Below are 23014 nucleotides of genomic sequence, written 5' to 3'. Positions count from 1 at the left end.
GTGTTACTCACCCGTTCGCCGCTAGGAGCAAGCTCCTCGCTCGACTTGCATGTGTTAAGCACGCCGCCAGCGTTCGTCCTGAGCCAGGATCAAACTCTCCATCAATGCTTGAAAGAGATGGCCGGGCCGCCAAGCCCAACCGATCCTGGCAAGACAGATCCTCGTAAGATCGTCTGTCATTGCCAAAGGAATTTCCCACCACAACCAGAACATTAAGCCCTGGCCATGGACGGGGGTTCAAAACTAAATGGCACTGACTATTCGGTACGCTGTTGAGTTCTCAAGGAGCAGATGCAACCGGAGGTGCYTTTCGGYGTTTCCGGTGCGTCTTCAACTTACTCGGTATTTCCGGCCGGTGTCAAATCGCCGTGTTTCGCGACTTTCCGCCCTGCMTTTGCCTCATCCGGTCCGGCCTTTCGGCCCCGGCTGYGGCGACTCGGTTAAAGTACCGGGTGTTTCGGGCTTGTGTCAAATCGCCGTGTTTCGCGATTCTGCCATTTTGCCTTTGCCTCATCCGGTTCGGCCTATCGGCCCCGGCTGCGGCGACTCGGTGAAGTTACCGATGCTTTCGGGTTTGTGTCAAATCGCTCCGGACTCGCCGGCGACTGCCACTCTTTCCAACCTTACCGCACTGTTTTCGGGCTCTGTCCTCGGGGGGTCTGCGCCCCCTCGGAGGATCCTGGGCCCGCCAACCATCGGTTCTTCCGTTCCGATCAGGCGGTAAGGAGGAACTATACACGAGGGATCCGGGGTGTGAACGCACCCCGCCCGCCACATGCATCGCCGGCCTACCGGGCCTCGCGCAACGGCCGCCCACCCGGCGCTCGCGGCCCCCGGTCGCCCCGCCGAGCGACCTCCGGGCGCAGCCGGCCGATCCGCACGACGCGCTGCCCCGGTCCGCGCCGAATGTGTGAACAGTCCGTTCCGATGAACGTGCGGACGCCGAATCCGCTACAAACCCACCGGTGTGCGGACGTCGGCCAGGGCGGATCGCGGTGAGATCCCCACGGATGGTTCAGCGGCTCGAACGGCCTACCGGCGCGAGCGGTCGCCCGCCAGCTCTGGTCGCTGCGCCGCCCAGCGCGCCCAGGCGGCCAACGCCTCGTACAGGCGCGCGCCGCCCTCTATCGCGATACGCAGTGACCTCTGTTGTGGCGTGTCCGGCACATTTCCGTGGTCGGCGGCGTCGGCGTACGTCCGGTACCTGCTGGCAGCGGCGGCGAAGAAGTCGGCCTCCCGCACCAGATGGGCGTTGAGGTCACCCGGGTCCATCAGCCAGAAGAAGAAGGACCGCAGCAGGGGCTGCAGCCGAGTGGTGTGATCGACCTCGGACGGTTCGCTCAGCCAACGCCGGATCTCGGCCAGGCCGGCGTCCGTGATGCGGTAGGCCTTGCGGCCACGCGGCCCCTCACTGTCGATCTCGATGAGCCCGTCGCTGGCGAGGCGGCTCAGCTCGCCGTAGATCTGGGGATGCCCGGCCGGCCAGACTGCCCCCAGCACCTGCTCGAACCGTCGGGTGAGGTCGTAGCCACTGGCCGGCCCTTCGGCCAGCAGGCCCAGCAGCCCGTGACGTAGTGACACTCAGATACCTCCCGCCGCCCCATCGCTACGTAGCGTAACCGAGAAGCTATCGGTGAGGGGCTGAGATGAGGCTGAGATGAGGCAGCGAAGAGCTGAGCGGAGTCAGTAACGCCGACGGCCGGGTGCGGGCCCCCTGTCCGGAGGAACCACACCCGGCCGTCCTGCCCGCCCGGGCCGTCGATGCGGCCGGCCGGACACAGCACCGGATCGGGCGATCAGCCCGCCTTGTGCTTCTCGATCTCCGTGGTGAGCTGCGGGACGACGTTGAACAGGTCGCCGACCAGCCCGTAGTCCGCGAACTCGAAGATCGGGGCCTCGGGGTCCTTGTTGATGGCCACGATCGTCTTCGAGGTCTGCATACCGGCCCGGTGCTGGATCGCCCCGGAGATGCCGACCGCGATGTAGAGCTGCGGCGACACGGTCTTGCCGGTCTGGCCGACCTGGTTCTGGTGCGGGTACCACCCGGCGTCGGTCGCGGCGCGCGAGGCACCGACGGCGGCACCGAGCGTGTCCGCCAGCTTCTCGACCAGGCCGAAGTGCTCGGCGGCACCGAGACCACGCCCACCGGAGACCACAACCTGCGCCTCGGTGAGGTCGGGCCGGCCCGACTTGGCCTCGACGACACGGTCCACGATCTTCGCGCCCTTGGCGGCGTCGGAGATCGCGATGTCGACCGTGGTCTCCGCCGGAGTCGACGGCGCGGCCTCCGGCGCGGTGGAGTTCGGACGAACGACGACGATCGGGGTGCCCTTGGTGACCTTCGAGCTGACGATCGTCGAACCGCCGAAGATGCCCTGGGTGGCCGTGAGGTCCGGGGCCAGCGCGGTCGCGTCCCAGATCAGGCCCGAGTCCGTCCGGGCGGCGGTGCGGGCCGCGACCTCGCGGGAGTCCGGCGTCGCGGCGGCCAGCACGGCGACCGGCGACGTGTCGGCGACCAGCTTCGACAGGACCTCGGCCGCGGGCGCGCCGATGAAGTTCGCGACGTCGTCGGACTCGACCACGTAGATCTTCGCGGCGCCGTACTGGGCCAGGTAGTCCTTCGCCTTCGCGAGGGTGCCCGGGGCGCCCAGGAACACCGCCGACGGCTCGCCCAGGGTGCGGGCCAGGGTCAGCAGCTCGGCCGTGACCTTCTTCGGCTCACCGTCGGTGTGCTCGACGAGAACAAGTACTTCAGCCATCGAACAGCCTTCCTCAGATGAGCTTCTGCGCCGCGAGGAACGAAGCGACCTTCGCGSCGCCGTCGCCCTCGTCCTTGACGATGGTGCCACTCTGCCGCGGCGGTGCCGGCTGCGACTCAACGACCGTGGAGGCGGCGCCGGCGAGGCCGACCGAGGCCGCGTCCAGGCCGGCGTCCGCCGCCGAGAGCTTGGTCAGCGGCTTCTTCTTGGCCGCCATGATGCCCTTGAACGACGGGTAGCGCGGCTGGTTGATCTTCTCAACCACGCCGACGACCGCGGGGAGAGCCGCCTCGACCAGGGCGTAGCCGTTGTCGGCGAGGCGCTCCACCGTGACCTTGCCCGCGCCCGGGTCGACCGTGACCTTGCGGGCCTGGGTGAGCTGCGGAAGCCCAAGCCGCTCCGCAAGCAGGGCACCCATCACACCGCCACGGGCGTCGGAGGCCTCCGACGACGTGATGACGAGGTCGGGCGAAAGGGTGGAGATCACCTTGGCGAGCGCGGCGGAGGTGGCGAGCGCGTCCGAGCCGTGCAGCGAGTCGTCGCTGAGGTGAACCGCCTTGTCCGCACCCATCGACAGCGCCTTGCGGATCGTCTCGACGGCCTTCTCGGGCCCCATCGTGACGACCGTCACCTCGCCGCCGTGGGCTTCCTTGATCTTCAGAGCCTCTTCGACCCCGTACTCGTCCATCTCGTTCATGACGTTGTCGACGCTCTTGCGGTCGACGGTCTTGTCCGAGGCGTCGAGCTTCTTCTCCGCCCAGGTATCGGGAACCTGCTTGACGGTAACGACGATGTTCACGCCTTGGGGCCTCCGTAGCCAGCAAAATCGATGTCGCTCCTCCCCGCATCGTCGCATCTGACGCGCGCACGTGCCCGATGATCCCGGCCCCGGCACAGCGGCCCCCGGGGCCGTTCCCCGGGGCGCCCGCGCCCCCTGGACGACATCCGCGGACATGGACCGGACGACCGGAACACGCCACACCAACGGGATGTCCCTACACAGTCAGGAGATTCCCACCGGATACCGCTGGCGCGGCCGGGATGACGGCAGTCGGCTCCACCTTCGACCAGGGCGTGGAACTGTGAGGTGCCACATACCGCGGGCCACCATGTCGCCCACCCTTCCCGCCGTCGGCGGTGCGGGCGCAGAAAGTACAAGGGTCCCCAGTCCCGGCATGACCGTGCATTGTGTCCCTCTAATGCACACCCCCTTCCTAAATGCGTGACCGATCGGCTACTTTCTGCCCTGTGAGGTCGTCGCGGGCCGACAACGGAGGCCCTCCGGCCACGCCCACGTAGACGGGGGAGACGTAGACATGGTCACGGACGAGCTCACTGCCAAGGCGTCCCCGGAGCAGCGGCGGCCGGGGAATCCGGGCCGGTCGGGCCGTACCTCCACGGGGCCGGAGAAACAGGCCGGCGCGCCGCGGCAGTCGGCGACACGCCCAGCGGCGAAAGCGCCGCGGCAGCCCGCCGTCAGCAGCACCGCCGCTACCACCAAGGCCGGCACCACGACCGGGACCTCCGCGGCCGGAACCTCCGCAGGTGGCGCCTCCGCAGCTGGGACCACAGCGGCTGGGACCACAGCGACCGGAGCCACCGCGACCGACCGCGATCCGGCCGCACCGGGTCTGTTCGCCCGCCTGCTGGCCGAGGCCGGGATCTCCGACACCCGCTTCGCCCGCCAGGTCAACAACCGCGCCAGAACACAGCGCCGCGTCGAGCTCGGGCTCGCCCGGACCACCGTCGGCCACTGGCGGCGCGGCATGAAGCCGCGGGACCCGATGGTCGCGGAGCTGGCCGCCGCCGAGCTCTCCGCCGTGGTCGGCTATCCGGTTCCGCCGGCCGACCTCGGCTGGCGAGGCGAGGGCTACGAACGCGACGACCTGGGCCTCGCCGTCGCAGACCTGCCTGACGACACCCTGAGAACACTCGCGGGACTTTCAGGACGAGACATGCGGCGACGTGACGTGCTCCACGACGGGGCGGCGTTCGCCGCCACCGCCTTCGCCGACCCGGTTCTTTCCAGCCTGACCGGTGTCATCAGCCGCATCACCGGTGACACACCCGCGTCCCCGTCCGGGGGCGCGATGATCCGGGACATGACGGCGACGTTCCGCCGGCTCGACGCCCGGTTCGGCAGCAGCGAGATCCGCCCCCAGGTCGTCGCCTTCCTGCACGACCGGACCCGGGCCGCGGTGGACGGCCCCGCCGACACCGACACCTTCAGCGCCCTCGCCGAGCTGGCGCAGCTCAGCGGCTGGCTCGCCCAGGACTGCAACCGCCAGGCCCTCGCGCAGCGTTACTACATCCAGGCGCTGAGCCTCGCCGAGCACGCCGAGGACGTCATGATGGCCGGCAGGGTTCTTTCGGCCATGAGCGACCAGGCCGCCGCGCTGGGGCACCATCGGCACAGCCTGGCGCTCGCCCGCGCGGCCATCGACCGGGCCGCGCGGCAGTCGGCACCCCCCGTCCAGGCGATGCTGCAGGACCGGCTGGCCTGGGCCCTGGCCCGAAACGGCGACGAGTCCGGCTGCATGCGCGCGCTCGCGGAGATGGAACGGGTGATCTCGCGGGAGCCGGGCGAGGCGCCGTCCTGGGCCGGGCATTACAACTCCGGCGACGTCGCCGAGTGCCAGGGCCACTGCTTCATGCTGCTGGGAAAGTCCGCCGTCGCGGAGCAACGGCTGCTGGAGGCGCGCTACCTGCAGGGCGAGGCCCGCGCCCGCAGCCGTGCCTACGCCGAGGCGGACCTCGCGCTGTCCTACCTGCGGCGGCCGCGGCCCGATCTGGAAGCGGCGATCGAGGCCGGCTACCAGGCAGTCGAACTGGCCGGGTCGGTCTCGTCGACCCGAATCACCAACAAGCTCACCGAGCTGGACGAGGCGATCGCCGGATTCTCCAAGGTGGTCGCCGCGCGCGAATGGCGCAACCGGGTCAGCGACGTGGTGGATCGCGGCCGGGAGCACCCGCGGGTCAGCTCGGCCTGACCGGCCGCCAGGGCTGACCGGCCGCCAGGGCTGACCGGCCGCCAGACCCGCCCACGCACTCCCCCAGGCCCGCCGCAGCCGCGAAACGACCACGGCGGAACGACCACGGCGAACTCGCACCGGACGCTCCGGTCCGACCCGCGGCGGATGCTCCGTCCGACCCACTGCCGGGCGCTACGCGGTGACCAGTCACGCTTGTCAGGTGAGTCTCGCGAAGGACGTCGGCCGGCGCCTGGGCCTGCGCGCCCCCTCAGCAGGCGGCCGCCGGGCCGCCGGTCGCGACGGCGACGGCGACCGGCCAGGCGGAACAGGTGGCACGGGCAGCGCCGGTGGCACACCGGCGGTCCCCGCCGTCGGACCGACCGGTGCCGGCGGCGGCCGGGGCGGTACCAGCCGTGGTGGTACCAGCGGTGGCGGTTCGGGCGGCCCGGCGGGGCGGCGCGGGGGCGCCGGGGGAAGCGGTGGCACCGCACCGTCCACGGTGACGGGGCGGGAGCTGCTGGTCGCCGCCGCGTGGCTCGTCACGGCGGCTCTCGCCATCATCGCGGTCGGGCGGCTCGTCCACCTCGACGACGCGATCACCTGGCCCTACACGGTGGCCAACGCGCTGACGCCGTTGCTCTATCTGCCCGTGTACGCCGCCCTGGCCATCGGCTTCGCGCTGCGGCGCGGCCGCCTCATGATGCTCTGCGGCCTGGTCGCGGTGGCACACCTGTTCTGGGCGGTACCGGAGCTCTTCCCGGGTGGTCCGGAGAACGCCCCACAGGGCTCGGCCCGGCTGCGGGTGATGACGGCGAACCTGCTGTACCACAACGCCGAGGCGGGCCGCCTCGGTGACCAGATCCGCCGCGCCAGCCCGGACGTCCTCGTCCTCGTCGAGCTCTCGCCGCTGACGCTGACGAAGCTGCGCGATTCGGGTGCGCTCGCGGACTACCGCTATTCCGAGGTCCACCCCCAGGAGGGCGCTTTCGGCGCGGCGGTGTTCTCCCGGTTCCCGCTCTCGGACGCGGCGACGCCCGAGGTCGCCGGGTACGCCTCGCTGCGGGCGACGGTGCGGGTCGACGAGCGCCGGTCGTTCGTCGTCCACGCCGTGCACACCATCGCGCCGACGAGCGGGGAGTACGCGCGGGCGTGGCGCGACCAGCTCGACCACCTGCGGACGGAGGTGGCGGCGTCCAGGCTCCCGGTTGTTCTCGCCGGGGACTTCAACGCGACCCGTGACAACCGGCCGCTGCGCGAGCTGATCTCCGCCGGGGTACGCGACGCGCATGACGTCGTGGGCGCGGGGTGGACCCCGACCTGGAACGCGAGCATGTTCGCGGTTCCGCCGATCGCCCGGATCGACCACATCCTGGCCTCACCGGCCTTCGCGATCACCGGCTACCAGGTCGGCTCCGAGTTCGGCAGTGATCACAAGCCGGTACTCGCCGACCTGGCCATGCGCTGAGCGCACGCCGCGCACCGCAGTCCCACCCGGCCCGCGGGCTTCGGGCTGCGGCTCCGACCGGCGCTGCTACCGGACAAGATCTGAGGATCGTGGTCGTCACAACGACCATGATCCTCAGATCTTCGGCCGGACCAGGCCCCCGAGGGCGGGTCTACCGCCCGACGAAGTCGGCCTTGCCGGGGCCGTTCGCGATGAACGAGTCCATCCCCAGCCTGCGGTCCTCGGTGCCGAACAGGCCGACGAACAGGGCCGACTCCAGCCGCAACGCCTCGGAGAGGGCGAGCTCGGAGCCGTCGTCGATCGCCTGCTTCGCCGCCGCGAGGGCCAGCGCCGGGCCGGCCACATACCGCCCCGCCAGCCGCAGAGCCTCCGCGTACACCTCGTCGGCGGGCACGACCCGGTCGGCGAGGCCGATCGCCTCCGCCTCGGCGGCGCGCACCTGCCGGCCGCTGAACACCAGGTCCTTCGCGCGGGCCGGACCRACGAGCCGGGGCAGCCGCTGCGTGCCGCCGGCGCCGGGGATGACACCGAGCGTGATCTCCGGCAGGCCGACCTTGGCGTTGTCCGCGAAGACCCGGAAGTCGGCGCACAGCGCGAGCTCCAGCCCGCCGCCGAGGGCGTAGCCGGTGACGGCGGCGATGACCGGCTTCGGGATCCGCGCGATCAGCTCGAAGACACCGGTCAGGTCACGGACCCAGCTGGCGATGCCGGCGACGTCCAGCCCGGCCATCTCCTTGATGTCCGCCCCCGCGGCGAACACCTTCTCGCCGCCGTAAAGGACGACCGCACGGATGTCGCGACGTTCGGTGGCCTCCTGGACCGCGACCCGCAGGTCGGCGGTGAGCGCGGCGCTCAGCGCGTTCATCGGCGGACGATCCAGCCTGATCGTCCCGACTCCGTCGGCGACCTCCAGCCGCACGAGCGCCATCCCGAACCTCCACCTCGCCGTGAAACCGTGGGCCGCGCAACCGCACCGTGGCCGCGACCACAGCCGTGACCGTGACCGTGCCGTGACCCCTCGGGGACCTGGCAAACCCTAGCCGAGCCGGCCCCGTCGGCGGGGCGGACAGCGTCGAGGGTCACCGCTCGCCGTCGGTTCCATGGCAGCCGACGAAGGGCCACCCGCAGCCACCGGCCGCCACCTGTCTCCATCCGTCGCGTCTCCATCCGTCGCGCCCACCTCGGCCCGAGGCAGGCCGGCGGCGGCCGGTGCGATCACGGCGGGTAGGTGGCGAACCCCGGACCGCGTCGATCCGGACAAGGATCCAAGCAAGGAAGTGACGCATCTCACTTGTCTGACCGACAGGACACGTTTCCAGGACCAGCCGGCTCGCCCGCGTTAGCGTCGAAGCCATGATCCGTCCCGGCAGCGCGCAGTCGCTCGGCGTCCGCTGGGACGGGGCCGGCGTCAACATCGCCGTCGCCGCACCGCACGCCGAAGCCGTCGACTTCTGCCTCTTCGACGACGTGGACGGCACCGGCGAGCGCAGGCACCGGCTGCCCGAGCGGGATGGCGGGGTCTGGCACGGCTACCTCGACGGGGTCCGCCCGGGCCAGCTCTACGGCCTGCGCGCGCACGGCCCGTACGCGCCGGAGCTCGGCTACCGCTACAACCCGGCGAAGCTGCTGCTCGACCCGTACGCGCGCCAGGTGACCGGCGACTTCGTGCCGCATCCGGCGGTGCACGGGTTCTCCGACGGTGATCCGTACGGGCGCGAACCGGACGACCGCGACTCGGCGCCGTATGTGCCGAAGGGCGTCGTCACCGGGACGGCCACCGGCCCCGACCCCACCGCGAACCGGCCGGGCATCCCGTGGTCCGACACGATCGTTTACGAGCTGCACGTCCGCGGCTTCACCCGGCGCCACCCCGCCGTGCCCGAGCCGCTGCGCGGAACCTACGCGGGCCTGGCCCACCCGGCGGTCATCGACCACCTGCGCCAACTCGGGGTCACCGCCGTCGAACTGCTGCCCGTTCACGCCCACATCTCCGAGATGTCGCTGCTCGAGCAGGGACTCACCAACTACTGGGGCTACAACACGCTGGGCTTCTTCGCCCCCCATCCGGGCTATGCGGCCACCGCGGACCCGGTGGGCGAGTTCCGCGCCATGGTCGCGGCGCTGCACGAGGCCGGCCTCGAAGTGCTGCTGGACGTCGTCTACAACCACACCGCCGAGGGCAACGAACGCGGGCCGACGCTGAGCCTGCGCGGGCTCGACAACGCCGAGTACTACCGGTTGGAGCCCAACGACCCACGGCGCTACCGCGATGTGACCGGCTGCGGCAACACCGTCGATCCGACGTCCCCCCATGCCGTGCAGCTCATCTGCGACTCGCTGCGGTACTGGGTCACCGAGATGGGGGTCGACGGGTTCCGGTTCGATCTCGCCACCGCGCTCGCCCGCGCCCCGGAGGGCTACGACCCGGGCGCTCCCCTGCTCACCGCGATCCACGCCGATCCGCTGCTGGGCTCGGTGAAGCTGATCGCGGAGCCCTGGGACCTGGGCTGGGCCGGCTACCAGGTCGGTGCGTTCCCCGCACCGTGGTCGGAGTGGAACGGCCGGTACCGCGACACGGTGCGGGACGTCTTCAGCGGGCGCACCGGCAGTGTCGCCGATCTCGGGTACCGCGTCACCGGCTCGTCCGACCTGTTCGAGCACGACGGCCGCCGGCCCTGGGCCTCGGTGAACTTCGTGACCGCGCACGACGGCTTCCCGCTCGCGGATCTCGTCTCGTACCGGGAGAAGCACAACGAGGCCAACCTCGAGGGCAACCGGGACGGCGAGTCGGAGAACCGGTCGGCGAACTTCGGCGCCGAAGGCCCGACCGACGACCCGCAGATCCTGGCCACCCGCCGGCGGGTACGGCGCGCGCTGATCAGCACGCTGCTGCTGTCCGCCGGCGTGCCGATGCTGGTGGCGGGCGACGAGCTGGGACGTTCGCAGCAGGGCAACAACAACGCCTACTGCCAGGACAACCCGGTCTCCTGGCTGGCCTGGCCGGCCTGGTCCACGGACGTGCGGGCGCCGGCGGACAGGGAGACACCGGCGGACGGAGAGACACCAGAGGCTGGCCCGGCCCAGGATGGCCCGGACCCGGACGGCCCGGACCCGGACAGCTCCGGCCCAGCCGATGTGGACCCGGCCGGCTCGGACCCGGCGCTGCTCGCCCTGGTCAGCGGGCTCACCAGGCTGCGGCGGACGTCCCCGGTGCTGCGCCGGGAGCGGTTCTTCCGCGGTGGGGCGGTCGACGGCGACATCCTGCCGGACATCACCTGGCTGCGGGCGGACGGCGCGGTGATGTCACCGGCGGACTGGAACGCCCCACAGGTGGCGATCCTGGTGGCCCACCTGGCCGGTACGTCGATCGAGTGGTCCGATCCGGACGGGCAGCCGATCGCCGGCGACAGCCTGCTGCTCGTGATCCATCCCGACGGCGTGGACGGACCGCTCGTGCTGCCCGGCGAACCGTGGGCCGCCGGCTACGAGCTGCTGCTGGACACCGCCGAGGACGACCTCGCCGGCTTCCCCGGCACGATCGACGCACCGCGGCGGTCGCTGGGCCCCGGGGAGACGCTGCTCGTCCGCGGCCACGCCGTCGTCGTCCTGCGGGCACTGCCCGCGCGCCGCGCCACGGTGATCCCCGCATCCGGTGCGGACACGGGGATCACCGAGCCAGGCGAGCCAGCAGCACAGCCCGAACAGCCCGAACAGCCCGAACAGCCCGAACAGCCCGGGCCAGCCGAGCAGCCCGGGCCGGCGGCGCAGTAGCGAACCTCGGTCAGGGGTTGGTGACCAGGCCCAGCTCGGCCGGGCTCGCGAGGAGCGGGTGGCGCGGCAGCACCCGCACCGTGTAGCCGAACGGACCGGTCCGCCCCAACGGAATGGTGCCCTCGAAGCGGTGGCCGTGGCCGCCCTCACCCTCACCCTCACCCACCTCGCGCAGCGAGAGGGTGCTGGCGGTGAGGATGCGGTCGGTCTCGTCCACCCGGCCGTAGGAGGCGATCACGTCGACGTCTGCGAGGTCCAGGCCGCCGAGGTCGACGGTCGCCCGGACGACCAGGGACTGGCCCACCTGGGGGGTGTCGCCGAGTCCCGCGGAGTCGACGTTGAGCACCCGCACGCCCGACCAGCCCGCGCGCACGCGCTGCTTCCACGCCGCGAGATCACGGGCACCTGCCAGGTCATGCTCGGCCGTCTGGCTGGCGGAGCGGCCGGCCGGCACGTAGTAGCGCTCGACGTACTCGCGCACCATGCGGGTGGCCAGCACCTGCGGCCCGAGGGTCGACAGCGTGTGCTTGACCATCGCCGTCCACCGCGGCGGGTGGGCCGACGGCACCGGCCGGTCGTAGAAGCGCGCGGTGACGGTGTTCTCCAGCAGGTCGTACAGGGCCGCCGACTCGATGTCGTCGCGCCGGTCGGGGTCCTCCACACCGTCCGCGGTCGGGATCGCCCAGCCGTTCTGGCCGTCGAACATCTCGTCCCACCAGCCGTCCCGGATGGACAGGTTCAGGCAGCCGTTGAGGGCGGCCTTCATCCCGGACGTGCCGCACGCCTCCAGCGGGCGCAGCGGGTTGTTCAGCCAGACGTCGCTGCCGGCGTAGAGGTAGCGGGCCATGCCGATGTCGTAGTCCGGCAGGAAGACGATCCGGTGCCGCACGCCGGGGCTGTCGGCGAACTGCACGATCTGCTGGACGAGCAGCTTGCCGCCGTCGTCCGCGGGATGCGCCTTGCCGGCGATGACCATCTGGACGGGGCGCTCGGCGTGCAGCAGCAGGCGCTTGAGCCGCTCGGAGTCGCGCAGCATCAGGGTCAGCCGCTTGTAGGACGGCACCCGGCGGGCGAAGCCGATCGTGAGCACGTCGGGGTCGAACACCGACTCGACCCAGTCGAGCTCGCCCGGCGCGGCACCGCGCTGCAGCCACGACGCGCGCACCCGGCGCCGGATCTCGGCGACGAGCTGTTCGCGCAGCTCACGGCGGGTCGCCCAGATCGCCTCGTCGGACACCCGGTCGAACTGGGCGAAGCCGGCGGCGTCACCGCTGAGCAGGCCGGGGCCGGTCTGACGGTCCGCAAGCTCGACGACGGCGCGGGACACCCAGGTCGGTGCGTGCACGCCGTTGGTGACGGAGCCGATCGGCACCTCGCTGTGGTCGAAGCCGGGCCACAGCGCGGCGAACATCTCACGGCTGACGATGCCGTGCAGGCTGCTGACGCCGTTGGAGCGCTGGGCGAGCCGCAGGCCCATGTGGGCCATGTTGAACACGTTGGGGTCAGGCTCGGCGCCGAGTTCGAGGACCCGCTCGACCGGCACGCCGGGCCAGGTGTTGTCGCCGCCGAAATGCCGCGCGACCAGGTCCTTGGGGAAGCGGTCGATGCCGGCCGGCACCGGCGTGTGGGTGGTGAACAGCGTGCCCGCGCGCGCCGCCTCCAGAGCCTCGTCGAAGCTCAGGCCGGTCTCGGTCAGCTCGCGGATGCGCTCCAGCCCGAGGAAGCCGGCGTGCCCCTCGTTGGTGTGGTACACGGTCGGGGCGGGCTCCCCGGTGACCGCGGAGTAGGCCCGCAGCGCCMGGACACCGCCGATGCCCAGCAGCATCTCCTGCAGCAGCCGGTGGTCGGTCCCACCGCCGTAGAGCCGGTCGGTGACGCTGCGCTCGGCGGAGGAGTTGTCCTCGACGTCCGAGTCCAGCAGGAGCAGCGGAACCCGTCCGACCTGCGCCTTCCAGATCTGCGCGTGCAGGGTGCGGCCCTCGGGCAGGCCGACGGCGACCTTCACCGGCACGCCGCCCGCGTCGGTGAGCTGGGTCAACGGCAGGCCGTGCGGGTCGATCCCGGGGTAGCGCTCCTGCTGCCAGCCGTCCCGCGACAGCGACTGGACGAAGTAGCCGGCCCGGTAGAGCAGGCCGACCCCGATGATCGGCACCCCGAGGTCGCTCGCGGTCTTCAGGTGGTCGCCGGCCAGGATCCCCAGACCACCGGAGTACTGCGGCAGCACCTCGGTGATGCCGAACTCCGGCGAGAAGTAGGCGATGGCGCGCGGAGCGTCCGCGATCGCCTGCTTCTGGTACCAGCGATCGGTGGTCAGGTAGTCCTGCAGGTCGTCCGCGGCGTCGGACAGCCGGCGAAGGAACTTCCGGTCCGTCGAGAGCGCCACGAGACGGTCGTGGTCGACCTCGCCGAGCAGCCGGACGGGATCGCCCTTGCAGGCCCGCCACAGCTCCGGATCGACGGACTCGAACAGGTCCAGCGTATCCGGATGCCACGACCAGCGAAGGTTCAGAACCAGCTCTCCCAGAGCAGCGAGCTGCTCTGGGAGCTGGGCACGGACAGTGAATCGGCGCAGCGCTCTCACGAAACGGGAAGCCTAAACAGGGAGCATGAACTTCCCGCACCCGGGTTCGGCGCGGCGGTAAAGAAGCGGGAACAACTTCGCCGCTATCCGCCCAGGACGACTACTCGTCCGGGGCGGTGGCGACCTTCGCCGCGAGTGCGGCCATGACCGACGGGTCGCGCAGGGTCGTGACATCGCCGAGCTCACGGCCTTCGGCGACGTCCCGGAGCAGCCGCCTCATGATCTTCCCGGAACGGGTCTTGGGCAGGTCCTCCGCCCAGATCACCCGCCGCGGACGGGCGAGCTTGCCGATCCGGTGGGCCACGTGGTCACGGAGTTCCGCGATCATGTCGTCGTCGCCGACCTGGTCACCGCGCAGCGTCACGAAGGCCACGATGGCCTGGCCGGTGTCGGCGTCGGCCTGGGCCACGACCGCGGCCTCGGCGACCGCCTCGTGCGAGACCAGCGCCGACTCGACCTCGGCGGTGGACAGCCGATGACCCGACACGTTGATCACGTCGTCGATCCGGCCGATGATCCAGAAGTAGCCGTCGGCGTCGAGGCGCGCCGCGTCCCCGACCAGGTAGGTCCGCGGGCCGAACCGGGAGAAGTACGTCTGGACGAACCGCTCGTCGTCGCGGTACAGGGTGCGCAGCATCGACGGCCACGGACTGGTGATCACCAGGACGCCGGTGCCCTCGGCCAGCGGCTCACCGTCCTCGGTCAGCAGCGCCGGGGTGATGCCGGGCAGCGGCCTGGTCGCCGACCCGGGCTTCGTCGAGGTGACCCCGGGAATCGGCGAGATCATGATCGAGCCGGTCTCGGTCTGCCACCAGGTGTCCACGATCGGGCAACGCCCGCCGCCGATCACCTCGTGGTACCACAGCCACGCCTTCGGGTTGATCGGCTCACCGACCGAGCCGAGCACCCGCAGCGAGGACAGGTCGTGGCGGGCCGGGTACTCGGCACCCCACTTGATGCACGCCCGGATCGCCGTCGGCGCGGTGTAGAAGATGGTGACCTTGTATTCGGCGATCAGCCGCCACCAGATGTCGAAGTCCGGATAGTCCGGCGCCCCCTCGTACATCACGCTCGTCACGCCGTTCGACAGCGGTCCGTACACGATGTAGGAGTGCCCGGTGATCCAGCCGACGTCGGCCGAGCACCAGTAGACGTCCGTTTCCGGATCCAGGTCGAACACCGCGCGGTGGGTGTAGGTCGCGCCGAGCAGATAGCCGCCGGTCGTGTGCAGAATGCCCTTCGGCTTCGCCGTGGAGCCGGAGCTGTAGAGGATGAACAGCGGGTGCTCGGCGCCGAGCGGCGCCGGCGGGCACACCGGGTCCGCGGCCGCGAGCAGCTCGTCGTACCAGACGTCCCGCCCGGGGAGCATCGCCGTCTCGACCCCGCCGACCGGGCCGGTGGAGCGCACGACCACCACGTGCTCCAGCTTCGGCAGGTCCGCCATCGCCTCGTCCACGCCGGCCTTCACCGCCGCCGTGCGGCCCTTGCGGCGCGCCCCGTCGACGGTGATCAGCACCTTCGCGTCGGAGACCTCCATGCGCTCCCGCACCGCCGACGGCGCGAACCCGCCGAAGACCACGTTGTGGACCGCGCCGATCCGGGCGCAGGCCAGCATCGCGACCGCGACCTCGGGGATCATCGGCAGGTAGATGCCGACCACGTCACCGGCGGCCACACCGAGCGAAAGCAGGCCGTTCGCCAGCTTCTGCGTGTCGGCGAGCAGCTCGGCGTACGTGACGTCCCGGCGCTCGCCCTCCTCCCCGCGCCAGTGGTAGGCGACCCGCTCCCCCAGCCCGGCCGCGACATGGCGGTCCAGGCAGTTCGCCGAGACGTTGAGCTCGCCGTCGTCGAACCAGCGGTAGAACGGCGGGTTCGTGTCGTCGAGCACCCGGGTGAAAGGCCTGTCCCAGCTCAGCAGTTCCCGGGCCTTCGCCGCCCAGAACCCGACCGGATCGGCGGCCGCGGCCTGCGCGTCGGCCTGCTCGGGCTGGCGCGGGGTGAAGCCGGCCGGCGGGTCGAAGCTCTCGACCGCCAGCAACCGCGCAAGCTCCGCCTCCAGCTCACCACCGGCGGAGCCGGCACCGGCCCGGCTGGCATCGCCCGTGTCTGTCGCGGCCATGGATTTCCTCCCACAGGCGTCGGCGTGGTCAACCCCCGTGTTTCCACRGTGTATCACGACGTCCCCGGTACGTCCCAGGCCCGCACGGCCTTCGAGCGGCGAGCGGCGCACCCCGGGCGGCGGACGGTCCGGCGACGGACGAACGGAGGCGGGACGGACGTCCGACGTCCGACGTCCGACGTCCGACGTCCGACGTACCGGGGGACGCACGGTCAGGAGGCCGCCGGACCGTCAGGAGGCCGCCAGCTGCCCGGCGCGCACCCAGGTGTCCAGCAGGCCGAGGAGCTCCTCGGAGGCGAGCAGCCCGGTCCCGCTCGTCACCGTCAGGTTCGGCGCCACCCAGCCCAGCTCGTGCAGCTCACCGTGCGCCGGACGCACCGCCCGGTCCGCGGCGGACAGCATCGGCATGTCGAGCACCGAGTCACCGGCGGCGAACACCCGGGACGCACCGGCGCGGCGAGCGACCTCCGCCACCGCCGCCTGCTTGGTGAGTGGTCCCGGAACCAGGTAGACCTTGCGCCCCTGGGACGACAGCGACCACCCGGCGGCGGCCACCTCGGCGGCGACCTCGGACAGGTCCGGAATCGCCTCCCGGCTGTGCGCGACCAGGTAGACGAACAGGTCGTCGGCCACCCGGACCAGCCGGGCCCAGTCCTGCGTCCCGAGCCGTTCGGCCAGTTCGAGCACCTGGGCCAGCGGGGCGCACCCGTCGGCGAGGCGCGCGGCGATCTCGCCGGCCCACACCGGGTCGGGAACACCGTCGACGAGCAGGTGCCCGCCGTTGGCCGCGACCGCGTACCGGGGCCGCAGCCCCAGGTCGACCCGCTGGTACTGGGCGAGGGTGCGGGTGGTGACCGGGGTGAAGACCGCCGTCCGCTGCAGGTCGGCCAGCAGCCGCAGCGTCACGTCGCTGGAGAACGAGTACGCGGCGCCGTCGATCTGCTCGACCCCGGTGACCTCGGGTTCCGCGGCTCCCGGTGCCAGCCCGAAGTGCTTGCGGGAGAAGATCAGCGTCAGATCGAGATCGCAGGCGAGCAGCGCGGTGCCAGCCCCCGCGCTGTCCTGGGCGGTCATGAGGCCACCGGGCGCCAGCGCGCCGCCGGTGTGTGGAACACCGGCCCGTCACCGGACTCGGTGCGGACCGGCCGGACCAGGCCGACGCAGGAGAACGGCAGGTCCGCCATCTCCTCCACCGGAACTCCGCGCGCCTGCGCGAGCGCGAGCACGTGGGCGAGCTCGTCGAGCCGGTCGGGCGCGACCAGGATGCGCCACGGCACCCGGCGCAGCAGCACCCGGGTGGCCTCCCCGACACCGGGCTTCACCATGATCACATCCGGGATGTCGAACTGGTCCGCGATGCGCTCGACCGCGGCCCAGCCGTCCCAGGTCGGTGTGCGGTCGGCGGACCACAGCCGCGGCCACTCGCGGTCGACCTCGTCCGCGACGTCGTCGAACCAGCCGACGATCGTGTCGACGAAGTGCTGCGACAGGTCGTGCTCGGCCAGCTCCCGGTAGAACTTCGCGCCGTGGAAGTCGTCCGGGCCGATGTGCTCGGCGTTCAGGACAGTGCGGCTGACCAGGCCGCTGACGGTCGAGTTCAGGCAGGCGCTGGGGATCAGGAAGTCGTCGCGGGTGCCGAACAGCGGCACGCACCGGGCCGGGTCCGCGAGCACGGCGAGGGTGTCGTCGAGGCGCAGGTCGGGCCCGAGCCCGCGCACCGCCTCGGTCAGCACCCTCGTCATCACGCCCTTGCCGGTCCAGCCGTCGACGAACTGGACCGCCTCGGGGGCGTGCCGGTCGGTGATGTGGCGCACCGCGTTCAGGTCGAGGCCCCGGTCCTTGATGACCGAGATCGCGTAGTGCGGGACGTCGAGGCCGTGCCGGAACAGGTACCAGCGCCGCATCAGGATGCCGATCGGCGTGCCCGCCCGGGCGATCGACGCGAGCACCGGGGCCGGCTTGGTGTGCCGGACGAGCTCGGCCACGATCCCGGTGGCCAGCGCCACCCGCCGCGCCGAACGTTCCAGCGCCTGCCGGTAGATGTCCAGGTACGCGGCATCGGGCTGGTACTCGATCGGCAGGTCCTCGGAGTAGTGCCGGCCGGACTGGAAGCCCTCCTCGCGGTCCTCCGTCGGCCGTTCGAGGTTCGCGTCGCTCAGGTCGGTGAGCAGGAAGGTGACGTCCTCGGGCAGGTATGAGCCGGAACCGATCAGTGGCCGGCCGCCGGGCCCGAGGGGCTGGGAGAAGCTCATACGGCACCTTCCGCGGGGTGCCCACCGGCCGCCGGCGCGGGGCGGGGAGGCACGTGGCTGGGAATGGTCACGACGGTCACCGGTGCGCAGGCACCGAGCGCCACGACGAGGCCGTCCACGGCGGGGGCGCCGGGCACGGGCCCGCGGCCGTCCAGTGCCGCGTCGACGACGACCACGATGTCCTCGTAGCGTCCGGGTGCCACGTTGTAGACGTGGCTGACCCGGGATGGGTCGTCCGGCGCGGGGAAGGTCAGCGCCGATCGGATGGCGTACCCGTCCACGTCGAGGGGGTGCACCGGCGAGCGGGTGGTCGACTGGTAGAAGATCCGTCGTTCGGTGCGCTCCACCAGGCACTGCGCGAGGCGCATCGGCACGTACATCAGCTCCTCGGTGCCCAGGACCAGGATGTCCCCACCCGCGCTGGGGTCACCGCCGCGGGCGGCACCGATGCCGGCCAGCACCTCGTCGGCCACGGCGGGGAGCTCCGCGGTGAGCCGCTCCCGGGTGTGCTGGGACCAGCCGTGCCGCGCGCCGTCCGGCAGACCGGCGGGCCAGGGCACCGTGACCCGGGTGACCGCACCAGCCGCACCAGCCGGGTCGGCCGGGTCGGCCACACCAGCCGTGTCGGCCGGGTCGACGGAACCCGCGTCGCCGGCGGCGGCGCCACCGGTGGCGGCGCTACCGGCGGCGTCAGCGCCAGCGGCGCCGTGTGCCGAGCCGTCGACCGCGGGTCCGGGTGCCGGTTCGGGCGCAGCGGCGGTGCCGACGCTGCCGCGGATGCGGGTGGCCCGTTCGGTGACGTCCACCGGCACCGCGACCGTCGCCGCGACCAGCGAGACGACGTCGATGCGCACCCCCAGCTCGGCGGCGAGCGCCGCGAAGGCAGCCCGTGCGGCCGGTGGCCGGGCATCGACGAGCGCGGCCACCGCGTAGTCCGTCCGGGGGGCGAACGCGTGCAGGATGCGGATGGTGCCGAGCGCGGTACGCCCGGTGGACAGCTCGTCGTCGACGAGGAGCAGCCGTCCGGGCTGGGCCAGCACGTCCGGGTCCTGCGGCATGAGCCAGTGGTGGGTCGCGTGCGAATGGGACTCGACGAACTCCAGCAGCGGGGTGCTGCCCGGAACCTGCCGGCGCGTCGTGTGCAGGTAGTGGCTGTTCGGCAGTCCGTCGGCGACCGCGTGGCCCAGCGCGGTGGCGGTCTCGCAGTAACCGATGACGATCGGCACCGGCGCCGCCGCGGGCCCCGGCCCGGCCCACCGGCCCGGCTCGGGCAGCGCCCGGACCAGCGCGGCCAGGCGGGCGCCGGCGTCGAGCGCGACCTCGGGTGGCACCGGGAGATGCTTGCCGAGCACCCGGCTGACCAGCAGATGGGCGCGCCGGGGGTTACGCCGCAGCGCGAGTCCCACCAACCGGCGCAGGGCCAGCTCGTCGAGCTCGTCGGCCGGCTCGCCACCGCGGATCTCCACGCCCAGGCCCAGGGCCTCCCACAGCCAGTCCTCGTCCGCCAGGCTCGCGGCCAGGCTCGCGGCCGGGGTCTGCGCCGGCGGGTCGGCCAGGTGATCGGCCGGCTGCCCCGCCGCGCCGTTTCGGGTGCCCTCGCCGGGCATCACCGCCGTCAACGGAGTGCGTCCTGAGTGGCCGCCAGGACGTCGACGAAGGTCAGGTGCTCGCGCAGCACACCGAAGGCCCGCGCACGGCGCCGGACGGCCTCGGCCCACAACCGGTGCGGGCGAAGCTCGTTCATCTTGTTCTCATAGCTGCTGGCCCGAACCCCGCCCGCGTCGCCGGCAAGAATCACCTCCGCGTCCTCGTACTCCTCCTGGGTGACCACATGGAGCGCCTGTACCGCCGGCACATGGCTCGGATGGATCACCGTCTTGCCGATCAGGCCGTTGGCCTTGTCGAGAACGACCTCGCGAATGAGGCGGTCCAGGTCGGCCGAGACGAGCTCGGACCGGATACGCGCTCCGCGCTCGCTGCCCTCGATCAGGTCCGCTTCCTCGAACGGCGTGACTCTCAGTGCACTGACAAACAAACGCTCCGGCTGCGCGAAGTACTCCCACACCGGCCCGGTGACAACATGGTCACCGCCCCGGGCGCAGATATTCACGATGTCCGCGATGCAGTCCCGGACCACGGCGATGTCGTAGATCGTGAGGTCCCGGTCACGACGTAGCCCGAACAGCCCGGAGAGATCGGTGGCCCCCAACCGCACCGCAAGCACGTTGTCCGCGTGCTTGTCGATCAGGCGTCGCACCCCGCCCAGCGCGTCGACCCTGGTTTCCCGGAAAATGACCGACGGGCTCTCCAGCACCGGCATCGCCCACAGCGGGCGGCCGAGGATCTCCGAACCGCGCAGCACCTCCTCCAGCGCCGCCTCGCCGTTCTCGATTCCGAACTTCGGCAGCACGAAACCCGCGAGAAGCCCGCGCGCCGCCTCGCCCATTCGGGCCAGCAGGGTCGACATCTGGGTAACGGTGCGGACCCGGATGAAGAGCAGCGGCACACCATCGCCACAGGTCGGCGGATCCTCGCCGAGGTTCGCCAGGGCCGCGATCACGTTGTCCTCGGCGTCGACCACCTCGTGGTCTGCGATCGCGTCCTCCAGGCAGAGGACCATCGAGGTCACGCCGGCCGCCACCTGCCGTCGGACGTCCCTGGCCAGGCGCGGCCTGGTACCCGGGGCGTAGAGGGTCGCGCCAAGGGCGGTGGCCACCAGTCGACGGTCGTCGCCCGCGACGATCTCCTGGGGAGCGCGGTGGAACAGCGCCCCGGCGGTATCGCCGTCGAGGAAGCTGAAATGACGCAAACTGCGCGCTCCTGTCAGATCGATCCGACGGTGAGGCCGAGGGCGTGACCGCGCAGGTCGCAGGGCCTCCGGCGGGGCCTGGGGCCCGTGGCGCTGACGGTACCCCGACCTTTCACCGATCCGGGACGAAACTCCACACGACGACTGGGTGGACAACTCCTTGTCCGACGGCAAACGGGCCGCCGCCCCATGACAGGAGGCGACGGCCCGTTTCACCGACACGTCGTTGTTGCCCACCGGGCGGAGCCGGTGGTGCACACCCCAAACCGCTCCGGACCGCTCCGATCAGATCCAGTCAGAGATCCGGTCACCCACCGTGGATCCGCTCGCACCCGCCGGTGTGATCCGACCAGATCACGCGGAGCCGAACAACTTCCGATAGAGGGCGCCGGCCTTCGGGTTCTGACCACCGTTCTGAATGGTCGAGCAGACGTTCCCGGGAGCGGCGTCATGGAAGTACGCCTCGTACGCCATCACATCGGCGTTCGCCTTGAACGTGTCGTACATCTTCTGAATGTAGAAGGGGTTGTCGCCGCCACCGCCGCGGCTGCACGAGGCGACACCCCACTCCCCGACGCCGACCTTCTTGCCGTGCTCACGGGCGAAGTTGATGAGATAGCACAGACCGTTCGGCGTGTTGCACTGCTTGTTCCACTCCGCCTCGGTCCTGGAGGCCGGGAACCAGTCGTAGGAGTCGATGCCCACATAGTCGACGTACTCGTCCCCGGGGTAGGCGGCCCACGGAGTCCCGGTCTTGGGCACCGGCGAGGCATGCGCGTTGAACGTCCAGTCGATCTTCACTTCCGGATCCGTGGACCGGATGGCCGTGGAGATCTTGCGGAAACAGTCACGGAACTCGGTGCCCGCGTTGTCCGCATGCCAGTACATGAAGGTCCCGTTGAACTCCCACCCGATCCGGACGATGGAAGCGGCCCGACCGTTGTTCTTCAGGAAGGTGCCGAACGTCTTCCAGTACTTGTCGTATTCACCCCGGGCACACGCCGCGTTGTTGCCCTGCCCCTTCGGGAAGGTCGGCTGGCTGATGATCAACGTGCCCTGGAAGCCCTTGTACAGGTCCAGCGGCCAGCGCGGCTCGACCATCGCGGACCAACCCTTGCTCCGGACGGTGAAGACATGCGCCACGTCGTTCGCCCGACCGCGCCAGTTCCCGAAGGACAGCACCTGCGCCAGGATGTGCGACGGGTAGACACCCGACATCCAGGGCAGGCCGGAGAGCTTCCCGGGCGTGGCGGGCGTCGACCCGGTACGCGCCGACGGGCTCGGCGCCGCGCCGGTGGACGGCGCCGGCGTCGCGGCCGGCTCGGCGGTCGGCGACTCCGCCGTCGCGGTGCCCGGCGTCTCGGCCGCCGGTGCGGTCAGCTCCGCGTCGACGACGTCGAGAGTGCCGCTCACCTCCAGCGCGTCCTGCCTGGCGGTCACCGTCACCCGGCCGGAGAAGCCGGCAGGCACCTGGAACCCGAGAATGAAGCGGCCGTCCGTACCAGGCTGAGCCGTCGCGGAGCCGCCGAGCTCGGCGGTGGCGGCGGTGACGGCGACCTCCCGACCGGGGCTGAACCCGCGCCCCCCGACCAGCACGATGTCACCGTCGAAGAGCACGACCGTGAGACTCGACTGGCCGGCGGTGTCCGTGTTCGCCGTCATGCCGGTCACCGGTACCGGACGGGCATCCACCGCGCCGGCCGAGCTGGCCGGGCTCGGGGAGGCGCTCGCCGCGGTACCAGCCGCGCCGGCCGGCACCGGGGCGACCAGCCCCAACGGCAACAGCAGGGCGGTCGCGACCAGCAGCCCCAGCCGCGCCCCGCGGCCGGACCCGTGCCGCCGAGGGCCTGGTCGACGAAACCGCGGGGTGTTCTCGGAATTCCGGCGCAAGCCGGTTCGGGATGAGCGGTCGACCTGAGGGGTCGGTCGGCCGCCGGATGTCAGGGCCATGCTCGCGCGCCGCCTTTCGGTCGTGGCGTGGATCATCGGCGGACAAACGGCGCCCGGCACACGCGGCAGACCCGATCACAGGTCAACCCACGGCTCGTCCCCTCCGGGCCACCACCGCCGTGGCGAGATCCCAGCGCGCCGCATCGGTGCCAGAGCCGACCGCGTCCGACGGATTCTCCGGCTACACCGGCCGGATCACGGATGAATCCGGCCATACTCCGTATGAGTGATTGGGCTCATCGTAAGGGACTAACCAGAACGGGGGTGGTCCTACCGGAAAATATCTGGCGCGACGAAAGAAAAACTTGAGATCATCCGCAGCACAATCACCGTCGG

At 71.4% G+C, this 23014-nt stretch carries 14 protein-coding genes and 1 rRNA gene; 3 read left to right on the top strand and 12 right to left on the bottom strand.

The genetic code is table 11. The features are described 5' to 3' along the window. From CcI49_RS38375 to CcI49_RS38360, 4 genes are all read right to left on the bottom strand, one after another. Positions 1-105 (bottom strand): 16S ribosomal RNA (locus CcI49_RS38375); the annotation flags it as partial. A gap of 927 nt (positions 106-1032) precedes the next feature. Next, on the bottom strand, positions 1033-1581 hold the full coding sequence (locus CcI49_RS38370) for a PadR family transcriptional regulator (protein WP_054565047.1): 549 nt from the start codon (positions 1579-1581) through the stop codon (positions 1033-1035). Between the two features lie 215 nt (positions 1582-1796). Further along, positions 1797-2759: an electron transfer flavoprotein subunit alpha/FixB family protein gene (locus CcI49_RS38365; protein ID WP_006544090.1), complete on the bottom strand. Its 963-nt coding sequence runs from the start codon at positions 2757-2759 to the stop codon at positions 1797-1799. A gap of 13 nt (positions 2760-2772) precedes the next feature. After that, entirely contained in the window at positions 2773-3558 is a 786-nt protein-coding gene (locus CcI49_RS38360) for an electron transfer flavoprotein subunit beta/FixA family protein (RefSeq protein WP_076834592.1), read from the bottom strand. 517 nt (positions 3559-4075) lie between these two features. On the opposite strand from CcI49_RS38360, the gene CcI49_RS38355 reads away from it, so the two are divergent. Next, a complete protein-coding gene (locus CcI49_RS38355) occupies positions 4076-5749 on the top strand; it encodes a transcriptional regulator (protein ID WP_083749974.1) in 1674 nt (557 codons plus the stop codon). A gap of 202 nt (positions 5750-5951) precedes the next feature. Beyond that, positions 5952-7196, top strand: a complete 1245-nt coding sequence (locus CcI49_RS38350) for an endonuclease/exonuclease/phosphatase family protein (protein ID WP_241840529.1) — start codon at positions 5952-5954, stop codon at positions 7194-7196. Between the two features lie 151 nt (positions 7197-7347). Here CcI49_RS38350 and CcI49_RS38345 read toward each other — a convergent pair whose 3' ends face one another. Continuing rightward, positions 7348-8124 (bottom strand): enoyl-CoA hydratase-related protein, encoded by a 777-nt coding sequence (locus CcI49_RS38345; protein WP_054565048.1) that lies wholly within the window; start codon positions 8122-8124, stop codon positions 7348-7350. A gap of 425 nt (positions 8125-8549) precedes the next feature. On the opposite strand from CcI49_RS38345, the gene glgX reads away from it, so the two are divergent. Next, positions 8550-10967, top strand: a complete 2418-nt coding sequence (gene glgX, locus CcI49_RS38340; RefSeq protein ID WP_076834590.1) for a glycogen debranching protein GlgX — start codon at positions 8550-8552, stop codon at positions 10965-10967. A 10-nt stretch (positions 10968-10977) separates the two neighbouring features. Here the strand turns inward: glgX and glgP are convergent, their stop codons facing one another. From glgP to CcI49_RS38305, 7 genes are all read right to left on the bottom strand, one after another. After that, on the bottom strand, positions 10978-13548 hold the full coding sequence (gene glgP / locus CcI49_RS38335; RefSeq protein WP_076834589.1) for an alpha-glucan family phosphorylase: 2571 nt from the start codon (positions 13546-13548) through the stop codon (positions 10978-10980). A 100-nt stretch (positions 13549-13648) separates the two neighbouring features. Next, positions 13649-15667 carry an acetate--CoA ligase gene (gene acs, locus CcI49_RS38330; protein WP_076834587.1) on the bottom strand — a complete coding sequence of 673 codons (2019 nt, stop codon included), beginning with the start codon at positions 15665-15667 and terminating at the stop codon, positions 13649-13651. 231 nt (positions 15668-15898) lie between these two features. Continuing rightward, positions 15899-16741: a hypothetical protein gene (locus tag CcI49_RS38325; RefSeq protein ID WP_054565051.1), complete on the bottom strand. Its 843-nt coding sequence runs from the start codon at positions 16739-16741 to the stop codon at positions 15899-15901. Next, positions 16738-17919, bottom strand: a complete 1182-nt coding sequence (locus tag CcI49_RS38320; protein WP_054565052.1) for a cysteine protease StiP family protein — start codon at positions 17917-17919, stop codon at positions 16738-16740. Before CcI49_RS38320 ends, CcI49_RS38325 begins: the two co-directional genes overlap by 4 nt. Next, positions 17916-19538 (bottom strand): phosphoribosyltransferase family protein, encoded by a 1623-nt coding sequence (locus CcI49_RS38315; RefSeq protein WP_083749973.1) that lies wholly within the window; start codon positions 19536-19538, stop codon positions 17916-17918. The genes CcI49_RS38320 and CcI49_RS38315 overlap by 4 nt, the downstream gene beginning before the upstream one ends. Beyond that, positions 19535-20728: an HpcH/HpaI aldolase/citrate lyase family protein gene (locus CcI49_RS38310; RefSeq protein ID WP_054565053.1), complete on the bottom strand. Its 1194-nt coding sequence runs from the start codon at positions 20726-20728 to the stop codon at positions 19535-19537. The genes CcI49_RS38315 and CcI49_RS38310 overlap by 4 nt, the downstream gene beginning before the upstream one ends. 354 nt (positions 20729-21082) lie before the next feature. Continuing rightward, the gene (locus CcI49_RS38305) at positions 21083-22618 is read right to left on the bottom strand and encodes a glycosyl hydrolase (protein ID WP_347280175.1); all 1536 of its coding nucleotides are present in this window, start codon (positions 22616-22618) and stop codon (positions 21083-21085) included. Positions 22619-23014 lie beyond the last annotated feature (396 nt).

This window comes from Frankia sp. CcI49 (genome assembly GCF_001983215.1).
Lineage (GTDB): Bacteria > Actinomycetota > Actinomycetes > Frankiales > Frankiaceae > Parafrankia > Parafrankia irregularis.
The sequence above is the reverse complement of the archived record's forward strand: the minus strand, read 5'-3'. Positions and strand labels throughout refer to the sequence as shown.

Excerpts from the sequence above, each read along its gene's own strand:
- CcI49_RS38355 (WP_083749974.1), top strand. The coding sequence starts at position 4,076 with ATGGTCACGGACGAGCTCACTGCCAAGGCGTCCCCGGAGCAGCGGCGG.
- CcI49_RS38320 (WP_054565052.1), bottom strand. The coding sequence starts at position 17,919 with ATGAGCTTCTCCCAGCCCCTCGGGCCCGGCGGCCGGCCACTGATCGGT.
- CcI49_RS38365 (WP_006544090.1), bottom strand. The coding sequence starts at position 2,759 with ATGGCTGAAGTACTTGTTCTCGTCGAGCACACCGACGGTGAGCCGAAG.
- CcI49_RS38325 (WP_054565051.1), bottom strand. The coding sequence starts at position 16,741 with ATGACCGCCCAGGACAGCGCGGGGGCTGGCACCGCGCTGCTCGCCTGC.
- acs (WP_076834587.1), bottom strand. The coding sequence starts at position 15,667 with ATGGCCGCGACAGACACGGGCGATGCCAGCCGGGCCGGTGCCGGCTCC.
- glgX (WP_076834590.1), top strand. The coding sequence starts at position 8,550 with ATGATCCGTCCCGGCAGCGCGCAGTCGCTCGGCGTCCGCTGGGACGGG.